Origin of the sequence: Mucilaginibacter terrae (assembly GCF_042679325.1) — a bacterium.
GTDB classification, from domain to species: Bacteria; Bacteroidota; Bacteroidia; order Sphingobacteriales; family Sphingobacteriaceae; genus Mucilaginibacter; species Mucilaginibacter terrae.
The window spans coordinates 76,721-96,839 of sequence record NZ_JBHTMJ010000012.1; the positions used below are offsets into that span (position 1 = coordinate 76,721).

At 41.0% G+C, this 20,119-nt stretch carries 17 protein-coding genes; 7 read left to right on the top strand and 10 right to left on the bottom strand.

Annotated elements, in window-relative coordinates:
- Positions 1-105: 105 nt before the first annotated feature.
- A complete protein-coding gene (locus ACFQ3S_RS12195; protein WP_377164759.1) occupies positions 106-861 on the top strand; it encodes a hypothetical protein in 756 nt (251 codons plus the stop codon).
- A 75-nt stretch (positions 862-936) separates the two neighbouring features.
- Here the strand turns inward: ACFQ3S_RS12195 and ACFQ3S_RS12200 are convergent, their stop codons facing one another.
- From ACFQ3S_RS12200 to ACFQ3S_RS12210, 3 genes are all read right to left on the bottom strand, one after another.
- A complete protein-coding gene (locus ACFQ3S_RS12200) occupies positions 937-2,271 on the bottom strand; it encodes an MFS transporter (protein ID WP_377164761.1) in 1,335 nt (444 codons plus the stop codon).
- Positions 2,272-2,328: 57 nt separating this feature from the next.
- Complete coding sequence (locus tag ACFQ3S_RS12205) at positions 2,329-3,426, bottom strand: PAS domain-containing protein (RefSeq protein ID WP_377164763.1); 1,098 nt, start codon at positions 3,424-3,426, stop codon at positions 2,329-2,331.
- 208 nt (positions 3,427-3,634) lie between these two features.
- Positions 3,635-4,330: a DUF2490 domain-containing protein gene (locus ACFQ3S_RS12210; protein WP_377164765.1), complete on the bottom strand. Its 696-nt coding sequence runs from the start codon at positions 4,328-4,330 to the stop codon at positions 3,635-3,637.
- 65 nt (positions 4,331-4,395) lie between these two features.
- Between ACFQ3S_RS12210 and ACFQ3S_RS12215 the strand changes: the two genes are divergently transcribed.
- Entirely contained in the window at positions 4,396-5,253 is an 858-nt protein-coding gene (locus tag ACFQ3S_RS12215; protein WP_377164767.1) for an NAD(P)-dependent oxidoreductase, read from the top strand.
- Positions 5,254-5,362: 109 nt separating this feature from the next.
- Positions 5,363-7,888, top strand: coding sequence for a S9 family peptidase (locus tag ACFQ3S_RS12220; RefSeq protein ID WP_377164770.1), 2,526 nt, complete (start codon positions 5,363-5,365; stop codon positions 7,886-7,888).
- A gap of 146 nt (positions 7,889-8,034) precedes the next feature.
- On the opposite strand, the gene ACFQ3S_RS12225 is transcribed toward ACFQ3S_RS12220, so the two are convergent.
- The 6 genes from ACFQ3S_RS12225 to ACFQ3S_RS12250 form a co-directional block, all read right to left on the bottom strand.
- Entirely contained in the window at positions 8,035-9,213 is a 1,179-nt protein-coding gene (locus ACFQ3S_RS12225) for a hypothetical protein (protein WP_377164772.1), read from the bottom strand.
- Positions 9,210-10,202, bottom strand: a complete 993-nt coding sequence (locus tag ACFQ3S_RS12230; protein ID WP_377164774.1) for a DUF2157 domain-containing protein — start codon at positions 10,200-10,202, stop codon at positions 9,210-9,212. The genes ACFQ3S_RS12225 and ACFQ3S_RS12230 overlap by 4 nt, the downstream gene beginning before the upstream one ends.
- A gap of 69 nt (positions 10,203-10,271) precedes the next feature.
- Positions 10,272-11,528 (bottom strand): alkaline phosphatase family protein, encoded by a 1,257-nt coding sequence (locus ACFQ3S_RS12235; protein WP_377164776.1) that lies wholly within the window; start codon positions 11,526-11,528, stop codon positions 10,272-10,274.
- Positions 11,529-11,636: 108 nt separating this feature from the next.
- Positions 11,637-12,374, bottom strand: coding sequence for a 3-oxoacyl-ACP reductase family protein (locus ACFQ3S_RS12240; protein WP_377164779.1), 738 nt, complete (start codon positions 12,372-12,374; stop codon positions 11,637-11,639).
- Positions 12,375-12,557: 183 nt separating this feature from the next.
- Entirely contained in the window at positions 12,558-12,791 is a 234-nt protein-coding gene (locus ACFQ3S_RS12245) for a hypothetical protein (protein WP_377164781.1), read from the bottom strand.
- Positions 12,792-13,035: 244 nt separating this feature from the next.
- Positions 13,036-13,677, bottom strand: coding sequence for an ankyrin repeat domain-containing protein (locus tag ACFQ3S_RS12250; RefSeq protein WP_377164783.1), 642 nt, complete (start codon positions 13,675-13,677; stop codon positions 13,036-13,038).
- A 92-nt stretch (positions 13,678-13,769) separates the two neighbouring features.
- Between ACFQ3S_RS12250 and ACFQ3S_RS12255 the strand changes: the two genes are divergently transcribed.
- Positions 13,770-16,436, top strand: a complete 2,667-nt coding sequence (locus ACFQ3S_RS12255; RefSeq protein ID WP_377165356.1) for an FtsK/SpoIIIE family DNA translocase — start codon at positions 13,770-13,772, stop codon at positions 16,434-16,436.
- Positions 16,437-16,607: 171 nt separating this feature from the next.
- Complete coding sequence (locus tag ACFQ3S_RS12260) at positions 16,608-17,282, top strand: LolA family protein (protein WP_377164785.1); 675 nt, start codon at positions 16,608-16,610, stop codon at positions 17,280-17,282.
- A gap of 64 nt (positions 17,283-17,346) precedes the next feature.
- On the opposite strand, the gene ACFQ3S_RS12265 is transcribed toward ACFQ3S_RS12260, so the two are convergent.
- On the bottom strand, positions 17,347-17,829 hold the full coding sequence (locus ACFQ3S_RS12265; RefSeq protein WP_377164787.1) for an ankyrin repeat domain-containing protein: 483 nt from the start codon (positions 17,827-17,829) through the stop codon (positions 17,347-17,349).
- Between the two features lie 228 nt (positions 17,830-18,057).
- On the opposite strand from ACFQ3S_RS12265, the gene ACFQ3S_RS12270 reads away from it, so the two are divergent.
- On the top strand, positions 18,058-18,819 hold the full coding sequence (locus tag ACFQ3S_RS12270) for an EcsC family protein (protein ID WP_377164789.1): 762 nt from the start codon (positions 18,058-18,060) through the stop codon (positions 18,817-18,819).
- A gap of 100 nt (positions 18,820-18,919) precedes the next feature.
- Positions 18,920-20,026, top strand: a complete 1,107-nt coding sequence (locus tag ACFQ3S_RS12275) for a PQQ-dependent sugar dehydrogenase (RefSeq protein ID WP_377164791.1) — start codon at positions 18,920-18,922, stop codon at positions 20,024-20,026.
- The last annotated feature ends 93 nt before the right edge of the window (positions 20,027-20,119 follow it).

Genomic DNA, 20,119 nt, shown 5'->3' on the forward strand with positions numbered 1-20,119 from the left:
TGTAAAAAGGATGCACTATACTGATTACCTCACTTTTATAAGAAATAAAATAATTTGCGCTCAAGTCAGCAATTAAATCTTTTCATTTGCCAATTATTACTTTGTATGATGATCTTTAAATACTCGCTTGCTTATATTATCATTTGTTCATTTATCATATCGTGCAATGCCAATAAAGCCGATAGTGCTTATATGAAGGATGAGGACTACAAAGAATACAGCCGTACCTACTCGCCCGGTAAGACCAAATTACTGATAGATTATGCCAGCCATAAAGGTCCGTTCGATTACCATGTGAGCGGTACGGCCATCATCAATACTAAAGACACTGCTGGTAATTTAGCGCATTATACCTTACCACGGGTGCTTACCCATTTAAAATGGACCGGTGAAAATAGTGTAACTGCCATGTATGATGTAATACCCTCCATACGTAAAGGAAGAAAAGTTACAGTTAAAGATACCATCATTAACGGGGTTTATGTTAAAGCCCTGGCTAATGACTTTATTGAGCAAGGTGATAGTTTGAAGCTTAATTATAGAGAAACCTCTCCTGACAGGAAGCATGAACTGGTTGTTTACCGCTATGGAAAGGGTAAAAAAGCAGGATTTATGCATTTATCCATCATACCGGCAAAAGGTGCCATCCCTAAATATGGTAACTACTTTATAGCCAACCCACAGGCCGATTATATTTATTATGCCCGTTGGAGCCGTACCAATAAACTCATATTTTTTACAGATAACATAGGCAAAGACCTCATATACTACGGATTGGTAAAGAACAGGCCGGCCATGGAGTACCAGCTTGTGGCCGATGATGACCGGTATAAAGGTAAAATAAGGTGGGTAGGGTGGTAGGGTAGTTGATTATAGGTTTGATAGCGTTTATTGGTGCGGTGCCAATGAAACCCATACTGCGTATTACCTAAACCTCTACAAATCTGTATTAAACGTATCGATATAATGATCGGTGTCCTCTATTTTAGAATGCTTATGCGTATCGCGCATAAAAATGTAAATAAACAGAGATATGGCTATGCAGCCGGTTACATAATAGTAAAACCATTGTGCATGCCCGGCTTGTTTAAACCAAAGAGCGATATATTCGGCCGTACCCCCAAATAACGATACTGCTATGGCGTAAGGAAAGCCTACGCCCAAAGCCCGCACTTCGGCCGGGAATAGCTCGGCCTTTACCACGGCATTAATTGAAGTATAGCCGCTAACTATAATCAAGGCCATTAAAATTAGTGCGAAAGCTATCCATTTATCGGTAGCATGGCTCAAATTATTAAGTAACGGAATGGTGCACAACGTACCCAACACACCAAATGATATAAGCAGCGGTCTACGGCCAATACGGTCGGAGAGGGCTCCAAATAAAGGCTGCAATAACATAAATATTACGAGTGTAAGGGTTGATATCAGCGTAGCATCGGTTTTGGAAAACCCCGATGTGTTCACCAGAAATTTTTGCATATAGGTAGTAAAGGTGTAAAAGGCAACCGTGCCGCCCAACGTTAAGCCAATTACAGTTAGCACCGCTCGCGGGTGCTGCATTAAAGCTTTGATAGTTCCACGGGCTGCATTATGCGCTCGCTCATCTTTAAACGAGGCCGATTCATGCAAAGTGCGCCGTAAAAACATAACGCTAATGGCCAGTACCGCGCCAATACCAAACGGAATACGCCAGCCCCAATCGTGCAGTTGTTGTTCATTTAAAAAAAAATGTTGCAGTAATATCAGTACACCAAGGGCTATCAATTGCCCCATAATTAGTGTTACATACTGAAAGCTGGAGTAAAAGCCACGATTGTGTTTAGCGGCCATTTCGCTCAGGTAGGTGGCGCTGGTACCGTATTCTCCACCCACGCTCAAGCCCTGTATAATACGCGCCAATACCAGTAATATAGGCGCAGCTATACCTATTTGATGATAGCCGGGCACGAAAGTGATGATGAGAGACCCCAAGCTCATGAGCAGGATAGATGCGGTAAGTGCTTTTTTGCGGCCGTGCCTGTCGGCGTAAGTTCCCATTAACCAGCCGCCTACCGGCCGCATTAAAAAACCTATGGCAAAAATGCCGGCAGTATTAAGCAATTGCGCCGTATTATTAGCCGAGGGAAAAAAAGAAGCGGCGAAATATAAGGAGAAAGCGGAATACACATACCAATCGTACCATTCTACCAAATTACCCAGTGAACCTCCTATAATTGATTTGAGGCGCTGTGCAACTGTTATTTCGTAAAGGCTTTGTGTTTGCTTCATTGTTTGTTTTAAAGTTAAACAAACATAGTAATAATGTACTGTGGTAAATACGGTTTGTTAAAAGGTGTAATTTTCGGGAAATGGGTCTTGTTCGGTTTGGGTTTCGGTGCTTTTTACAATGTGGTGTATGGTTTCATCAAGTTCCAGCACGGCCTTTTCCATCATTTGCAATATTTGCGATTTAGGACCGGTCTCTTCAAGCTTCAGCAAATGCATTAAACCTAATATGGAAGCAACGGGTTTTCGTAATTCATGCGATTGCAGGTAAGCTATTTTACGAAGCGCTTGGTTTTGAGAAATTATTTTTTCTTCATTTCTTTTCCGTTCGGTTATATCGGTACTATTAAAAGAAACCCCTATAATCCGGCCTTCACCATTATAAGTTGGATTATAAGTTATTTTAGCCCAACGGGGTTCTAATCCGTCAAATTTAACAAGGCGTTCGTGCTGTACGGTTTCGCCGTTGAGTGCTGTTTTTACATGACGGATGAAATCATCAACATAGCTGCCATATATAAAATCTACCGCATTAACACCAGCAACTATTTCTCTACCAAAAATGGCAAATGAAATATCTCTGAATGTTTTGTTAAAAGTAATGACCTCCATATTGAGGCCTATAAGCAAATGGCTAGATTTTGAACTTTCAAAGAACGAACGCAATTTGTTTTCCGAGTTTTTGGCTTCAGCAAACTGTTCTTTTAGGATCTTCAGGCTTGATTCAAATTCGATCATATTTACGGCTTGCTGCGAGAGCAAATGCAGCATGTTTTTACGCCGTTCGGATAATATTTTGGCCTCCTGGCCTAAAACGTATAAACTGCCAATGTTCTGTTTATCATGAGTAATAAGTGGCACACCGGCGTAAAAGCGCAGGTGGGGGGCACTTAGTACTAAAGGATGTTGCGCAAACTCGGTACTTTTAGTAAGATCGTTAATAATGCGTACCTGAGTATCCTGTAAATCTATATTCCAAAAGGACATATCCTTTGGTATAACATCAGCTACAAAACCATACCTAAACTGATGTTTTAATTTGCCCTCATCTAAAAAAACAAGGAAAGCGGCCCGGGTTTGGCATGCTTCTGCTGCGAGGGTCACAATGTTCTGCAGCTCATTTTCCCGGCTTACGTTCAGGTTCAAAAACCTTTCCATCGACCGAATTTTATAAAATTCGTTAAAGGGCATATTTGCTGTGGAGTTATTTACAGTAGGAACAGCAATATACGATAAAAGTACACGTAATGTTACGTTAGTTATTATTATGTAATATATATATTACAATTATAAGTTGTAAGATATTGATAACTAATTGTATAAAATTTTTAATTATTTAACATAAAAACATCCTGCTCAAATCAATTTAGAAATTTGTGGTTATCATTACCTGTATAACGTTGCGGCGATAATCATTATCCATCTCTTTTTGATACCAATATTGGTAGCCAATTTCTGTATCTATCTTCTTATTCCACCGGTAACCTATGGAAAAAAACGATCGGTTTTGGTCGAAGAAGTGATTGTTAACCCGCTCTTTATGCTGTACATTTAAAAAAATTTCGTTTTGTAAACCCATGTACAATCCTTTGGTAAACGCAGTATCGGCAATTAGCGGAATTTGCGCACTAATGAATGCTCTCGAACGCTGTGAAAATTTAACCATATCCTCGTTTATCCAGCGCTGTTCCAGGCGGGCACGTAAGGTAATTTCGGTACTATGATACTTAAAATTGTATAAGTATTGTTCATAAACCCTGTTCTCCAACTTTATAATTATTCCTGCGGGTTCGTGCTCCCAGTCGCGTTTGTAGGCGTAACCTATGGCTGCCGAGTGCTTTTTGTTGAAGTTATAATTAATAGCACTGCGTAGTAGCATCGTATTAAAATAATTGAAACGGTTGGCCGATCGTATCTGTGCATCTGCAAGCAGGTCAAACTTCTTGTTAAGTGTTTGCGTGTGCGTAATAAATACCCATCCCTGCGTTTCGGTTAATTGCGCGTAACTTTTACAGCCGGTAATGCATAATATCAGCGTTATCAGTTTTTTATTGAAGTTCATAATTTAGTGTTGAAGTTTAAACTTATAAAGCTTCTATTTGTTCATCAATTTTATATAAACACAATATGAAAACTACCAGAATTGGATGGGCAGGTTTAGGCAACATGGGCGTACCCATGGTTAACAATTTGCTTAAAGCAGGTTACCCGGTACAGGTGTATAACCGCACCCGCAATAAAGAAAGCGATGTTGTAAAAGCCGGAGCCCAATCGGCGGCAGGTTTACAGGCTTTGGCTACCGATAATGAAGTGATCTTTGTAATGGTATCTGATGATGAGGCCGCAAAGCAATTGTTTAACACCCGGGACGGCTTGCTGTCTGGAAATGCGGAAGGCAAACTGTTTATCCACGTAAGTACCGTATCCCCAAAAACATCACTTTATTTGGATGAGTGTTGCCAAAAGCAAGGTGCTTTATTTTTAGAAACACCCGTATCGGGCAGTGTAAAACCTGCTCAGGATGGTACACTGATCATATTGGCAGGTGGTACTCTTGAGGCTTATGAAAAGGCTCAGCCGCTGCTGGACGTGCTTGGCAAAATGAGCATCCATACCGGGCCGGTAGGGGTAGGTGCTGCCGCCAAATTAGCTATCAATTACTTTTTAGCAATAAACATTCAAAGCCTGGCCGAAACGGTATTATTTGCCAAAGCCAATGGCGTTAAAACCGAAGACATGCTCACCATAATTAACGAAGGCGCGGTGGGGAGCGGCATCACTAAACTCAAATCACCCGCTATATTAAAAGGAGAGTTTCCGGCGGCATTTGCGTTAAAGCATATTGTAAAAGACCTGCGCCTTGCTAAAGAACAAGGTTTAGAAGCTCCGCTGAGTACGCCTTTGTTCGATACTTTTAAGGAAGCTCAGGCATCTGGTTTGGGCGAAGAAGACTTGATGGCTATTTTTAAATATTTAGATAAATAAGCTGGACCGTTTGTAACAATACAGTAATGAGGCACTATTTTAATGTGCCTCTTTTTGCTTACCGGCTTTTTTTAAATATCTTCCCGCTAAGTTTTTACAACTAACGCTTATGAAGATATTTTACTCGTTAACAGCGGCTACATTATTATACGTACAGGTGTATTCACAGGTGCCTGTAAATAATATGTTGGCTGTTCCGTATGCAAAAGGCAATTATCAGCTCGCTGCCAGGTTTTCCCCTGCCAAAATTAAAAAGATGGTGTTCAGTACCTCGGTAGATCCGCATTGGTTAAAAGGCTCCAACAGGTTTTGGTATATGTACGAAACCGGCAATGGTAAACAATGGTATATAGTAGACCCTTCATCACGAAGTAAAAAGCCATTGTTCAACCCCGAAAAGCTGGCGGCTGCCATTACGCTAATTGTAAAAGACCCATTTGATGCGCAGCATTTGCCTATCGAAAACCTGAAATTTACCAAGGATGAAAAGCTGATCCAGTTTGAGCTTAAAAGCACAATAGATCAGCTAAAGAAAGACCGCAAGGATAAAAAAGCGGCCGACTCGCTGGAAAAGAAAACTTTTTATTTTCAATACGATCTTCAAAACCAAAATTTGATTGAACTGAAGAACTACGAAAAAGTAAAGCCGAAACCCACGTGGGCATCCATTGCCCCCGATAGTTCGGCGATAATATTCGCCCGTAAGTTTAACCTATACTGGATGGATAAGGCCAACTATAAAAAGGCCTTAAAGAATGAAGACGATAGCACCATTGTGGAGCACCAGCTTACTAAGGATGGTGTTGAGTTTTACGATTATGGGAGTGGCTTTGGCAACGAGACTAACGTAGAGCGCGAGAAGAATGCTAAAAAGAGAAAAGGGACACAAGTGTTGTGGTCGCCCGATTCAAAACACTTTGTGATGTCGCGCACCGATTCGCGCAGGGTGAAAGATCTTTGGGTAATTAACAGCATAGCTATGCCACGCCCAACTATTGAAACTTATAAATACCAAATGCCAGGCGAAAAGGAAGCACCTGTACGTGAGCTCTTATTGTTTGATTTTACTGCTAAAACTTCAAAAAAGCTCAACGTTTCGTTATTTAAAGATCAGGAATTATCTACCTGGCCGGCACCGGTACTGCAAAAGAACCGTGATGATGAGTTTCGCCCTTCGGTATGGTTAGGTACTAACAGCAAGTTTTATTTCTATCGCACGGGCCGCGATCTGAAAAGGATTGACGTTTGTACAGTTGAGATTAATACTGGTGCAGTTAAGGTACTTACAGAGGAGCGTATGAATACTTATGTGGAAATTACCCGCCCCGGCTTAGTGAATGATGGCAAAGAATTGATTGAATGGTCGGAACGTGACGGCTGGGCGCATTTTTATTTATACGATGAAAATGGTAAATTGAAAAATCAGATCACTTCTGGTTCTTTCCATTGCGAGGATATAGTAAATATCGACCAAAAGAACCGTGTGTTATACTTTACGGCATCCGGCCGCGAGGCGCAAGATCCTTATTACATGCATTTGTACCGCATCAATTTTGACGGAAGTCGCCTGGAATTATTGAATGCGGGTAATTTCGATAATGTAATCAGTATGAGCGATGATAGCCACTATTTTGTAAATACGGCTTCAAGAGTTAATGCCGCACCAAAATCGGTATTGTTCGATAATTCGGGCCATAAGTTAATGGATCTCGAAGCTACCGATTTAAGCGGATTAATGGCTTCAGGCTATAAATTTCCCGAGCCGTTTAATGTTAAGGCCGATGATGGCGTGACCGACTTATATGGGGTAATGTACAAACCGTTTGATTTTGATGCCACTAAGAAATATCCCGTTATAGAATACGTATATCCGGGTCCGCAAACGGAGGCAGTAAATAAGGCTTTCAGTTTGAGCATGAACAACGTGGACAGGTTAGCGCAATTAGGCTTTATTGTGGTAACGGTGGGTAACCGGGGTGGTAATCCGGGCCGTAGTAAATGGTATCATACTTACGGTTATGGTAACCTGCGCGATTATGGTTTAGCTGATAAAAAAGCTACGGTTGAACAATTAGCCGATAAGTATGCTTTTATTGATATTAACCGCGTGGGTATTACCGGGCACTCGGGTGGCGGCTTTATGTCTACCGCTGCTATACTGGTTTACCCGGATTTTTATAAAGTGGCCGTGTCCGAATCGGGTAATCATGATAACAGTATTTATAACCGCTGGTGGAGCGAAAAGCACCATGGCGTAAAAGAAACGATTACCCCGAAAGGCGATACTACCTTTCAGTATGCTATTGATAAAAACCAGGATTTGGCTAAAAATTTGAAAGGTCGCCTGATGTTGTCTACAGGAGAGATAGATAATAACGTAAATCCTTCCGGTACGGTACGGGTAATTAACGCGCTTATAAAAGCCAATAAGCGGTTTGATTATGTGCTGTTACCCGGTCAGCGCCATGCTTATGGCGATATGACGGAGTATTTCTTTTGGCAAAAGAGTGACTATTTTGTAAAGTATTTACTGGGTGATTTTTCGCAACCGGTAGATATATTAGAAATAGAACGAGATACCGAGCATAACAATAAGCGCCCGGCTGCTACAAGCGGCGAAATAAGCAGTCAGTAAGTGAGAAAGAAAATCCTGGGTGTAAATGCCTCGGATTTTCTTTTTTAACGTATTTTGATGGAACAAGTACTGTGAATTGAAGGATAATATTATTAATGCCTATCGGATTAAATTTGATCTATTCACCTGAAATTTAGTATTAGTAATTAATAAGCACTGCTGGAACCACCACCAGCCGAATTTCCACCGCCAAACGGACTTTCGGGACCTGCCGGTGTATTGCTTGTATTGGCAAAGGTCTCACCAATAACAAGTGATTCTACGTTTAAATGATCTAATAAGTTTTTACGGTTAATTGCTGTATAGGTAAAACCGTGTTTGGGAGTTTTTAAATATTTAATTATTGCATAGCTTATGGCCAGCAACGCACATCCACCTATAGCAAATGCAACTTCAAGCGGTAGCACATGGTAGTAATTCCTGAAAGTAAATATGGCACCTGCTATTAACAACAGGCCTGTGCGTATAAGTATTAAATTTTTGTTTTTAAGGCCAATATATAGGTACGCAAATGGAAACAGCATGGTACATGCCCAAAATATATAGCCAAATGGTACCGGTGTGCCGGGTGGAGCCCCGGTAAGTTCGGTACTTAACGCTTGCACTACATAGTAATTACCGCTCAGGTAAAGCGTAATTAGAGTTAAAATTTGTGCTATACTAAGGCACCTATCGTAGTGTATAGCTTCAGGTATCTCGCTTAATTTGATTGCAGCATAGTATATAGCAGCCGATGCTATCATCATAATAAATGGCATGGTTGCCATACCAAAAGAACCGAATTTGTTCCAAATAAAAAATACCAACGCCAGGGATGACAGGCATGCAATGGCGCTCATCAGCAAATCGGCGAAACGCAGGGTTAAGTAGCTGCTTAGCACCAATACAAAAGCACTGATAGGTATATGATAGCTTTGCTTATCATCTATAGTGAAAAGCATCCAGTTAAAACCGCCGGTTAGCAGTCCGGCGGTTATCCAGAGCAAAGCCTCATCCACACCCGATTGATAATAACGATTTTGTTTAACCATGTATTCCAACAAAAAATATCCGGCCACGCCTAACACTAACGGCCATCCAAAATTATCTATTACACGGGCTTCGGCTAAAAATAAGCTTACTAACCCAACTGAAAATGTGACAATAATTACCGTAAGAATAAATAGCCCAATACGTATCACAATACCCGGCATGTAAAAACCGACCGGGTATTTTTCCTTTAATAGTTTAACTTCAGCTTCGGTAAGGCAACCCGTATCTTCGTCTTTCTCAAATTGGTTGTGCAGTTGCAAATTATTAAGCCATGTTTTGTTGTAAATGATCATGCGGATTTGATTTTTTTATTAAGGTGGATCAATAGGAATATAAGCCCAATGGCCGACCCAATAAAGTACATGAATAACAGGTAATATGCGCCGATATCATTCAATGCAACAAGTCCGCGTACTAATATGCAGCTTACAGCAAAGTAGCTGTATAGCACTGCTAATAGTAAAAAATAAAAGGATTTTTCTTTAAAAGCATCGTAATATAAGGCTGTGGCTAATACAAACAATCCAAGAAGCCATAACATGGAAGCTGCGCTCTCATAATTGAAAAAGTATCCAGCCAAAAGCGATACAAAACTTACATGAATGCCATAATGCTGATAGCTGAATTTAAAATGCTTTTTAATGATTAACTTTTGGCTTAGCCACGCAAAAAGTAGAAGCAAAAGTCCGAAACTTAAGTAAGTGCCGATGATGCTTTGGCTATTAAAGTTGCCTGCTGAAAGCAGTTGTTTTGGTGTTACCGTTACGCCCATCCAAACACCTAAGTTGGCGATAGCCATGTTGAGGATACCTACATGATCGAAACTGTAAGCAATATAAAATAAGGCCAGCATGGGTATAAAAGTTGCCATGCCGTAGTTATTGCCAAATACATTATACTGGTACTGTATGTAACCTACAAAAGTCACCAGGCTAATGGTGCCTAATAGTAGTACGTAATCAAAAAAAGTATTTGGCGTTTGAACTTTGGCTGTGCTGAACGGCTTTTTGTGTTTAAAGCAGTAGCTGATACAGCCACCGCTTAACAAGGCAATAAACAGTAAAATTACCTGGTGCCCAATGGTATCGATGTTTTTATAAACCAGGATACCTATGCCGCCGGTAAGCAATAATATACCCAGGTATATAATAGTCTTTATTTCCCAGTGTACAGAAAAAAGCGGGTTTGATTTTTGTTGCTTGATTTGGGCAAAAGACGTATTGCTAATAAATCCATCGGCATATAATTGCCGGTAAAAATCGTCATAATTGTTTTTATTCATTCAGGTATCATAGGATAATTACCAATGATACTAAAATTTCATAGGATTAGTAACACAATTGAGAAGTGCTTACTTCTTCAGGATCTTATGCGCTAAGCGCTTGGTGCCATCAACCGGCTGTGTAATTTTTAAGCCCAGCAACTGCGTTACCACCGGATAGATCTCCACGTTTTGGAAAGTAGGTATTGTTAAATTGCTTTTAAACCCAGGTCCCCATGATAAAAAAGTAGCATGCATATCCTTAACCAGTGCAGGGTCGTAACCATGTGCACCAGGATTAGGTTTACGCGAACCGGATGTGAAGATTTTAGGATGCTGAGGTATCAATAAAATATCTGCAATACGGTTATAGCGGTCGTTAGCGGTATTGTAGTGCCAGCTTAACGGCGTATTAGCGCGTAAATAAACGCTATAATCTTTGGCTTGTTTTTTCAGTTCCTGATAGGTAGCCAGTGTGGCAGAAGTGTCTTTGGCGTAAATTTGTACCAGTTCTCCCTCGTTTAATATTTTAAACTTAGCGGTATCTATTGATGCCGGTACCGATAAGGTATGATTGCCATCAATGTTGGTCATGCCGTGGTCGGCTACTAATATAAAGTTTACTTTAAGTCCTGTTGCTTTCACGGCTTTGTTCAACTGGTTAACAGCCGAATCTATAAACAACACGGCATCGCGTGTTTCGGGGGCGTTGGGTCCAAACTTATGGCCGGCATGGTCAACCTCCGGGAAATAAAATGTTATAAAATGCGGACGGCTTGCCGGTGGTAATTTTAACCAGTTAACAACCGTTTTAATACGGTCGTTAATCCCGATTTTTTCGTTATACTTATAATAATAGGTAGGGTAAATTCCTTTGATGGGGGCTTCGGAGCCTACCCAGTAGAAGCTGGCCGTAAGCATTTGCTGCTGCTCGGCTAAAACCCAGAGTGGAGTGCCGCCATACCATTTGCCTTCTACAACAGGTTTGCCCCGCGTGGTGTAAATTTCTTTGAACTTACGGTCGTAATACCTGTTGCCAACCATACCGTGATGTGAAGGGTAAAGCCCGGTAACTAATGTATAATGGTTGGGGAAGGTTACCGAAGGGTAAGAGGGGATCATTGATGTAGCCATAGTACCCGTTCGTCCTAAAGCTAATAAGTTTTTTGCCTGGTATTTTTTGGCATAATCATAACGCATACCATCAACCGATATCATGATCACATAGGGCTTCTTTTGTTGCAATAAGCTATTCTTACGGCCTTTGATGATTTGCTGGGTGGTATCAACCTGGCTTAAAGCGGTAAACCACACTACGCTTAACAATAAAGTAAAATATCTCTTCATTAACTCAAATTAATTGTCAAATGTAATTAAACCGTGCTACCGAAAATACAATAAAGGGTAATATTATGATTACTCAATATGCGGTGATACAGGTAACATCATTAAAAGCTAACTCATGTACACGCCGCCGTTCACGTTAATGGTTTGTCCACTTACATAGCCGTTACAAGCCAGTAAAAGTGCTACATCAGCCACTTCTTCGGGTTGGCCAAAACGTTTTATGGGAATTACATCGGGAGTGATTTTATCGTTATCAGCAATCATACCGGTTTCCAATAACGCAGGGGCGATAGCATTTACCGTGATACCATACCCGGCCAGTAAAGCGGCATAAGAATGGGTAAGGCCAAGCATACCTGCTTTTGAAGCTGCGTAATGAGGGCCAATTACGCCACCTGTTTGCGCCGCAACCGACGAAATATTGATAATGCGACCATAATTTTTTTGTTTCATGGCTGGTACGGCTGCTTGTATGGTTAAAAAAGCCGAGGTAAGGTTAATATTCAATACCTCCGACCAATCATCGATACGAATGCTTTCGGAGGGTTGGGGCTTTGCCATACCTGCGTTATTAATCAAAATATCAATATCGCCAATTTGGTTATGGATCTGTTTAAATAAGTCGGTAACTTCTTGAGCATTAGAAAGATCGGCTTTTATAGCTATCGCTTTACCGCCTGACAGATTTATTTCACGGGCAAGGTTTTCGGCACTCTCTTTACTGTTATTATAATTAATAATAACTGTTGCGCCTGCCCCGGCCAAACTTCGTGCTATGCTTTTACCAATGCCCTTGCCGGCACCGGTAACTAAAGCATTTTTTCCGGTAAGCTTTCGAATTTCCATATACTTGTAAGGTATTTAGCAAGGTAGTACATTTATGCCGGGAAGTTTGCCGTGTTTGTTTATACTATGTAACTATGTTATTACAAGTTTATTTATTGTAGTTAAGCCAAAAAACACGCATGCATGTTGTACAATATTTGTATATTATTCTAAATAATATACATACTTGTATATTTTATTTTGTTACGCTTCAAACTCAATTCGTACCTGTACAAAATTATCATCTGTTACTTTAGCAAACTGTTTAGGATTGCGGGTGAAATCAGGGTCGGTATCCAGGTAAATTTCTGTGATTTTTACAATATCTGGATTATTGTTTGTACCGGTATTGTACTCATAATAAGGTTGGTTTTCCAGGTTAAGCTTAATATCCTGGTATTGTTTACCGGTAAGCATTACCATTTTTTCTGCTTTCATAATTCTCCGTTTATAATTATACACCCAGCGTGATAATTGATTGGTTATTGCGTGCAAAGATAACCCAGTACTTTAATGAGAGATATATATTTTAATAAAAAATATGACGGTTCTCTTTATCGCTGCACTTAAACCGTAAACAGCAATATTTTTGCATATAAACAAATATAAAAGTAATAAAACTACAAAGCCCTTAACCAAAACGGTTAAAGGCTTCACCAATTTTTATAAACTTAAATTATAGTTATCTTAAAATATCAGCAATTTCGGGATAACCGCTTTGCATGGCCAGGTCAGCCGCAACTGAGCCATCTTCCATAGGTAAATTAACATCAGCACCATCTTCCAGTAACGCGATCAGCATTTCAGTATTACCCTGTTTGGCGGCATAGTGTAATGGTGTAATACCTGTGTGGTGTTGTATATTAATCTGCACATTGTGCTCAATTAACATGCGCACTACATCTATATGGTTTTGTGCCGAGGCTAAGTGTATCGGGCGGATACCCGAATTACCGTTGAGAGGCTGGTTAACATCAGCGCCTTTAAATAGGAGGTAACGCGCTGCTTCATATTGCCCAAAATAGCAGGCCAATGCCAAAGGAGTAAATCCGTCATCATTATACTGATGAATTAATTCGGGGTTTGTATAAACCAAATAAGCCAAAATATCGAATTTACCCGCTGCGGCTGCTTCAAAAATGTCTATTTTATCCAGGTACTTTAATAACAGTGAAGTTGCATCGGGCTTTTTGTAATAGCATGACAGCATCAGTGGCGATACATCTTCGCTCATTGAATTTTTTGCTAAAGACGGATTTTGCGCCAATAATTGGTTTAATGAATTTAAATCTCCGGTGGTAATTAAATATTCTAACTGTCCCATAGTCAAGTCGTTCTTGTTAACATTAAATTAAAAACCGTGCCAAATAAAATGTTATTAATAACTTTATATTTGTACTTTAACTGTAGATGAAGATGCCGCCAAAAGGAAACCAGTTTAAATCAAATACTTTAAGGGACGATAATCGTCCGCGCCAGGGCAATGATACCCGCCCGGAGCGTGAGCGTGTCGTAAAGCAAAAACTGGAAAACTTGCCTTCATTTAATTTGGGTAACGGTAGGGTTTTTAAAATTGCCGGTTTGTTGTGCCTTGTTATTTCGGTATTTTTTTTAATTGCTTTTACATCGTACCTTTTTACCTGGGAGAGCGACCAGAGCTACGTGCTTAAAGCAAACGGCGGCTGGGGCAACTTATTTAAAACCCAGCAAGAACTTTTAGATAACGGCATAACCGACCCTGTGGTTGATAATTGGTTGGGTAAGCTTGGCGCTTTAATGGCTAACCAGTTTGTTTATGAGTGGTTTGGTATCGCCTCGTTTTTGTTTGTAGTGGTATTTTTTGTAATTGGTTACCGCCTGCTATTTAAGGTAAGGTTATTTTCGGTTAGTAAACTGCTGGGCTATTCTTTTTTCGGATTAATCTTCATATCGGTTGCTATTGGCTTTTTGCATGGCTTTATAAATGATTACGCGCACTTTTTAGAAGGCGAGTTTGGCTATTGGAGTACCCGTTTACTCAACGCCCAGATAGGGCAGGCAGGTACCGGTTGCTTGCTGATTTTTGCGGCGCTTACCGTATTAATTATTGCTTACAATATAGATTTTAAACTGCCCGAACGACCAAAAAGAACTTTGGTTACACCTAATGCCGTATCCGGTGTAAGCCCCGAGAGTGTTGAACTGGAAGACGAGACCCCATCAGAACCTATTGAATGGCCAAAGGGAAACAATCGTATTCGCGAAAGCACTATAGCCATGCAAACGCCAGTACAATCTGCGCCTGGCGAGAGATTAAAGCAGGAGCCATTGACTAAAACACTTTTAGTTGAACCGATGATACCCGAACCTGTTGTGCCGCATTCGGTTACACAAGCTGCTATGTTGGGTAATACGCTGGCTCACGAAAGTATTGTGCTTAGCCCAACAAATACTAATGTCAACGATTTTGACGATGAAAACGTTCCTGAACTGGACGATATACCCCTTACGGTAGAAGAAAGCAGGCCATTGCCTGAACTAAGCATTGAAAAGGCACCCGAAGTTACCGCTAATGAACTGGTGGATAAATTTGGTGCTTACGATCCCAAATTAGATCTTCCTAAATATGAGTACCCACCTTTAGACCTGCTGGAAAATTATGGGTCGAACAAAATAAGTGTTGATACCACAGAACTGGAAGCCAACAAGAACAAGATTGTTGAAACGCTTAATCATTATAACATCGAAATTGATAAAATCAAAGCTACCATTGGGCCAACAGTAACTTTGTATGAAATAATACCGGCACCGGGCGTACGGATCTCCAAAATTAAAAACCTGGAAGACGATATTGCGTTAAGTTTAGCCGCATTGGGTATCCGTATTATTGCACCCATGCCGGGCAAAGGTACTATTGGTATAGAGGTGCCCAACCGTAATCCCGAAATGGTTTCCATGCGTTCGGTACTGGCAACCGAAAAATTCCAGACCACTACCATGGATCTGCCTATTGCTTTGGGTAAAACCATCTCCAACGAGGTCTTTATTGCCGATTTAGCCAAGATGCCTCACTTACTGGTAGCTGGTGCTACTGGTCAGGGTAAATCGGTGGGTATTAATGCAATTTTGGTTTCGCTATTATACAAACGTCACCCGGCCGAGTTAAAGTTTGTAATGGTCGACCCTAAAAAGGTGGAGCTAACCTTATTTCGTACTATTGAAAGGCACTTTTTAGCTAAGCTACCCGATGAGGCCGATGCTATTATAACCGATACCAAAAAAGTAATTAATACGCTTAACTCATTATGTATTGAGATGGATCAGCGTTATGATCTGTTAAAAGATGCGCAAGTACGTAACCTGAAAGAGTATAACGCCAAATTTGTGAACCGTAGGCTCAACCCGGAGAACGGTCACCACTTTATGCCTTTCATCGTATTAGTGGTTGATGAGTTTGCCGATTTAATGATGACGGCTGGTAAAGAGGTAGAAATGCCCATTGCCCGTTTGGCTCAGCTGGCCCGTGCGGTGGGTATTCACCTGGTTATTGCTACTCAGCGTCCATCGGTTAACATTATAACAGGTACCATTAAAGCCAACTTTCCGGCACGTTTGGCTTTCAGGGTGTTGTCTAAAATCGATTCGCGCACCATTTTAGATGCAGGTGGTGCCGATCAGTTGATAGGTAGAGGGGATATGCTGCTGGCAACCGGCAGCGACCTCATCCGTTTGCAGTGTGCGTTTGTAGACACACCCGAGGTTGAAAAGATTTCTAACTGGATAGGTAACCAGCGGGGCTACCCAACGGCAATGCTGCTACCTGAGTATGCGGGCGAAGGCGAAGCGAACAGTCCGAAAGAATTTGACCCTAATGACCGGGATGCCATGTTTGAAGATGCTGCCCGTTTAATTGTGCTGCATCAGCAGGGTTCAACATCGCTTATTCAGCGTAAACTTAAACTGGGTTACAATCGCGCAGGCCGTATTATAGATCAGCTGGAGGCCGCAGGTATTGTGGGCCCGTTTGAAGGCAGTAAAGCCCGGGAAGTACTTTACCCCGATGAGTATAGCCTGGAGCGTTACCTCGAAGAACTCCAAAAATAATGTTGCCGTTAAACTATGCTCACTTTTTTTGTTCTAACTAAACAATCCTATTAATAGGATTGTTTATTAATATGAGCTTATCGAACACTTGTATTAGTGCTAAGTGTTAGACAGGCTCAGATTGGCATAATTGTTAATCTTAATTTTGTTAGCTAAAAATTGCTACCTACCATGAAAAAAATATTCGTATATTTTATATTATTAACCGCTGCAACCGGTACTGCCTTTGCACAAAAGTATGCCGAAGCTAAAGCCATTTTAGGACAGGTGAGTCAAAAATACCGCACGTACAATACTGTTAAAAGCGACTTCATAATCACCATTCAAAACCCACAGTCGGGTGTTAACGAGGTGCAGAACGGATCGTTGTTAACGCAGCCTAAAAGTAACAAATACAAGTTCAGCCTATATACCTCCGCTGCAAAAACGGCCATAACGCAGGAAATTACCAGCGACGGTAAAACCCAGTGGACTTACATGCCTAAAGAAAAAGAGGTACAGGTGAACGATGTGAACAACAATGCCGAAGGCATGAATCCCGCACAATTGTTCACCCTATATGAAAAAGGATATAAATATATTTATACCGGCCTGCAAAAACAGGCGGGTAAAAGCTACCAGGTGGTTGAGCTTACACCAACCGATGCAAAGCAAGCCATTTTTAAGATCAAATTGCTGATTGATAAAGTAAAAAAGCAGATCTACAGTGCACAACTTTTTGATAAGAATGGCAATCGCTATAATTATACTATTAAAACTTTTACGCCCAATCCTGCAGTTACAGCCGGCACTTTTATATTTAATCCCAAAACATACCCTGGTGTTGAAGTAGTAGATTTGCGGTAAAATTTTAAGAAAGCAAAAGAGCGATGTTTATTAATAAAAGAATTCTTTTTGCTTGTATAAATTTTTATAGTTCGTGTTCCAATAACTTTATACTCTCCGTGTTACCTTTCAAGCGGGCATAATCTATAGCACTTTTACCGAAATTATCGCAATGATTTCTATCGGCACCATGTTGCAGCAGGAGTTTGATCATATCGGTATGGCCAAAAGTTGCGGCAAATATGAGCGCAGTAGAACCATTGGTATTACGCGCATCAACAGCAGCACCATGGTCAAGTAATATTTTGCCAATTTGCAGGTAACCTTTAAAGCATATTCCCATGAGGGCGGTATTGCCCATGCCATCCTGAAAACCAGTATCGGCACCTGCATCCAGTAATACCTTTACCGCTTCGCTATTATTGTAGTAGGCCGCAATAGTCAGTGCGGTAGACCCGCGGTTGTCGGTACCATTGATATTGGTACCATTTATGGCACTCTTTAATTCTTCGGATTTATTGTTGCGGGCCAGTTCAAAAATATCGGCAGTAGATAAATTTGTTTCCATAATTACAGTTGATGTTAAACATTTACAAGGTAAATGATTTATAGGTTTAGTTTAAAATTGATAATTTCTATGAGCTATAGATTTTGATTAAATTTAACCTGATTAAGTGCTAATTTATCAAAACAAAGTATTCAGTTCAATAATTTAACCTTTAACCTTTAACCTTTAACCTTTAACCTTTAACCTTTAACCTTTAACCTTTAACCTAACCTATAACCTTTAACCAAAATGACTCCTTACGAACAGCAAGCACATATCCAGCTACAATTCTGGCAATATAAAATGCAGAAGAAACCATCGTTTACCGACAAGCTTTCTAAAACCGTACAAACCAAAATTAACGATCTGATACCCGATAAAGTACATAAGGCTATTACCGTTACCATCGAAAAAATGATTAAAGCGGTGCTATTTGGTTCCAAGTATTTAACCGGGAGTTCGCCCGAAAAGGGTATGTCTCTGCAAATGCGCGAATCGTTAATACAACAAAAGATAGATAACTACCAAAAAACCGCAACGGTTGAGGGCGCCGTAACCGGTGCCGGAGGCATATTACTGGGACTGGCGGACTTTCCGATCCTGATAGGTATCAAAATGAAAATGCTGTTTGACATTGCTGCCTTGTATGGCTACGATGTAAAGGATTACAAGGAGAGGTTATACATCCTTTATATCTTTCAGTTGGCTTTTTCGAGCCAGGAAAGGCGCAACGAAATTTATGAACTAATGGCCGGCTGGCAGGGTTATAGCGGCACCTTGCCCGATAGTGTAGACGAGTTCGACTGGCGCATATTTCAGCAGGAATACCGCGATTATATTGACTTGGCTAAAATGGCGCAGCTGCTGCCAGTTATTGGTGCTGCGGTAGGGGCTATAGCCAACTATAAACTAATAACTCAGTTAGGCGAAACCGCCATAAACTGTTATCGCATGCGCCGCATAAGTCCTTTACAAATAGTACAGGCGAACGCGCAGGAAAAATTGGATTGACGTGGACATGGCCTGACCATATAATTCGTTTTGCGTTGTTACTAACAATTCGCACTTATAATGGTTAAATATTGAGTAGCCAGTTGTAATCCACATCTTTATGAAAACTTTAATTAGCCTAATAGCCGCTTTCGGTATCCTAATTATGACCACTTGCAAAAAGAGTTCTTCTGATGGTGATACAGAGGAACAAGCAGGCGATACCGAGCTTACCACGCAGGTGCTAACCCAACAGCTGGTCTTCCCCTGGGAAATTTTATGGGGAGCAGATAATATGCTTTGGATAACCGAGCGTGGCGGCAAAATAAGCCGGGTGAATCCCAATAACGGGCAAATCAATCCTTTGCTGACTATTGCTGATGTGAAATCGCAAGGCGAAGGTGGTTTACTGGGCATGGCCTTACACCCCGATTTTGCTAATACACCACAACTTTTTGTGGCATACAACTACGATAAAAGCGGCATTTATACCGAAAAAATAGTGCGTTACACTTATAACGGAACGGCATTAGTTAACCCGGTGACATTACTGGATAACGTGCCTGCGGCCAATAACCACAATGGTTGCCGTTTGGCTATATCGCCAGATCTGAAGTTGTATATAACCACCGGCGATGCAACGGTAGCTTCTCAGGCACAAAACTTGAACAGTCTGTCGGGCAAAATCTTACGCATTAACCTGGATGGCAGCATCCCGGCCGATAATCCAACAGCAGGCAGCCCGGTATGGAGTTATGGACACCGCAATGCACAAGGATTGGTGTTCGCCAATAACCGCCTGTACAGTTCGGAGCATGGCAACACTACCGATGATGAAGTTAACATGATCCAAAAAGGACGCAATTTCGGCTGGCCTAATGTAGAAGGTTTCTGCAGCACCGGTACCGAACCTGCATTTTGCAATACTAACAATGTAGCGGAGCCCATCCAGGCATGGTCGCCGACTATAGCACCATCAGGAATGGATTATTATAACAGCGATGCCATACCGCAATGGAAAAACTCTTTATTGCTGGCTATTTTAAAAGGTACCGAACTGCTGCAACTGAAGCTGAATACAGCCGGTGATAAGGTAGAAACCGTAAATACATTTTACAAAAGTACTTACGGTCGCCTACGGGATGTTTGCGTATCGCCCGATGGTAAAGTGTACATGATAACCAGTAATGGCACTGCCGATAAGATTATAGTGGTAAGTAAGAAGTAAGCGCTCATCACACCGCTACTAAATTTTCAACACCTGCCGTCAAATCCTTTGTAAACCGCTAAATTTACCAGCTTAACTAAAAAGGATAACGCT

What these genes read in the sequence shown, in the direction of transcription:
- ACFQ3S_RS12225 (WP_377164772.1), bottom strand. Translation starts at nt 9,213, where the DNA reads ATGATCATTTACAACAAAACATGGCTTAATAATTTGCAACTGCACAAC.
- ACFQ3S_RS12265 (WP_377164787.1), bottom strand. Translation starts at nt 17,829, where the DNA reads ATGGAAACAAATTTATCTACTGCCGATATTTTTGAACTGGCCCGCAAC.
- ACFQ3S_RS12215 (WP_377164767.1), top strand. Translation starts at nt 4,396, where the DNA reads ATGAAAACTACCAGAATTGGATGGGCAGGTTTAGGCAACATGGGCGTA.
- ACFQ3S_RS12260 (WP_377164785.1), top strand. Translation starts at nt 16,608, where the DNA reads ATGAAAAAAATATTCGTATATTTTATATTATTAACCGCTGCAACCGGT.
- ACFQ3S_RS12275 (WP_377164791.1), top strand. Translation starts at nt 18,920, where the DNA reads ATGAAAACTTTAATTAGCCTAATAGCCGCTTTCGGTATCCTAATTATG.
- ACFQ3S_RS12210 (WP_377164765.1), bottom strand. Translation starts at nt 4,330, where the DNA reads ATGAACTTCAATAAAAAACTGATAACGCTGATATTATGCATTACCGGC.
- ACFQ3S_RS12230 (WP_377164774.1), bottom strand. Translation starts at nt 10,202, where the DNA reads ATGAATAAAAACAATTATGACGATTTTTACCGGCAATTATATGCCGAT.
- ACFQ3S_RS12270 (WP_377164789.1), top strand. Translation starts at nt 18,058, where the DNA reads ATGACTCCTTACGAACAGCAAGCACATATCCAGCTACAATTCTGGCAA.
- ACFQ3S_RS12220 (WP_377164770.1), top strand. Translation starts at nt 5,363, where the DNA reads ATGAAGATATTTTACTCGTTAACAGCGGCTACATTATTATACGTACAG.
- ACFQ3S_RS12245 (WP_377164781.1), bottom strand. Translation starts at nt 12,791, where the DNA reads ATGAAAGCAGAAAAAATGGTAATGCTTACCGGTAAACAATACCAGGAT.
- ACFQ3S_RS12195 (WP_377164759.1), top strand. Translation starts at nt 106, where the DNA reads ATGATGATCTTTAAATACTCGCTTGCTTATATTATCATTTGTTCATTT.
- ACFQ3S_RS12250 (WP_377164783.1), bottom strand. Translation starts at nt 13,677, where the DNA reads ATGGGACAGTTAGAATATTTAATTACCACCGGAGATTTAAATTCATTA.
- ACFQ3S_RS12240 (WP_377164779.1), bottom strand. Translation starts at nt 12,374, where the DNA reads ATGGAAATTCGAAAGCTTACCGGAAAAAATGCTTTAGTTACCGGTGCC.
- ACFQ3S_RS12205 (WP_377164763.1), bottom strand. Translation starts at nt 3,426, where the DNA reads ATGGAAAGGTTTTTGAACCTGAACGTAAGCCGGGAAAATGAGCTGCAG.
- ACFQ3S_RS12255 (WP_377165356.1), top strand. Translation starts at nt 13,770, where the DNA reads ATGCCGCCAAAAGGAAACCAGTTTAAATCAAATACTTTAAGGGACGAT.
- ACFQ3S_RS12235 (WP_377164776.1), bottom strand. Translation starts at nt 11,528, where the DNA reads ATGAAGAGATATTTTACTTTATTGTTAAGCGTAGTGTGGTTTACCGCT.
- ACFQ3S_RS12200 (WP_377164761.1), bottom strand. Translation starts at nt 2,271, where the DNA reads ATGAAGCAAACACAAAGCCTTTACGAAATAACAGTTGCACAGCGCCTC.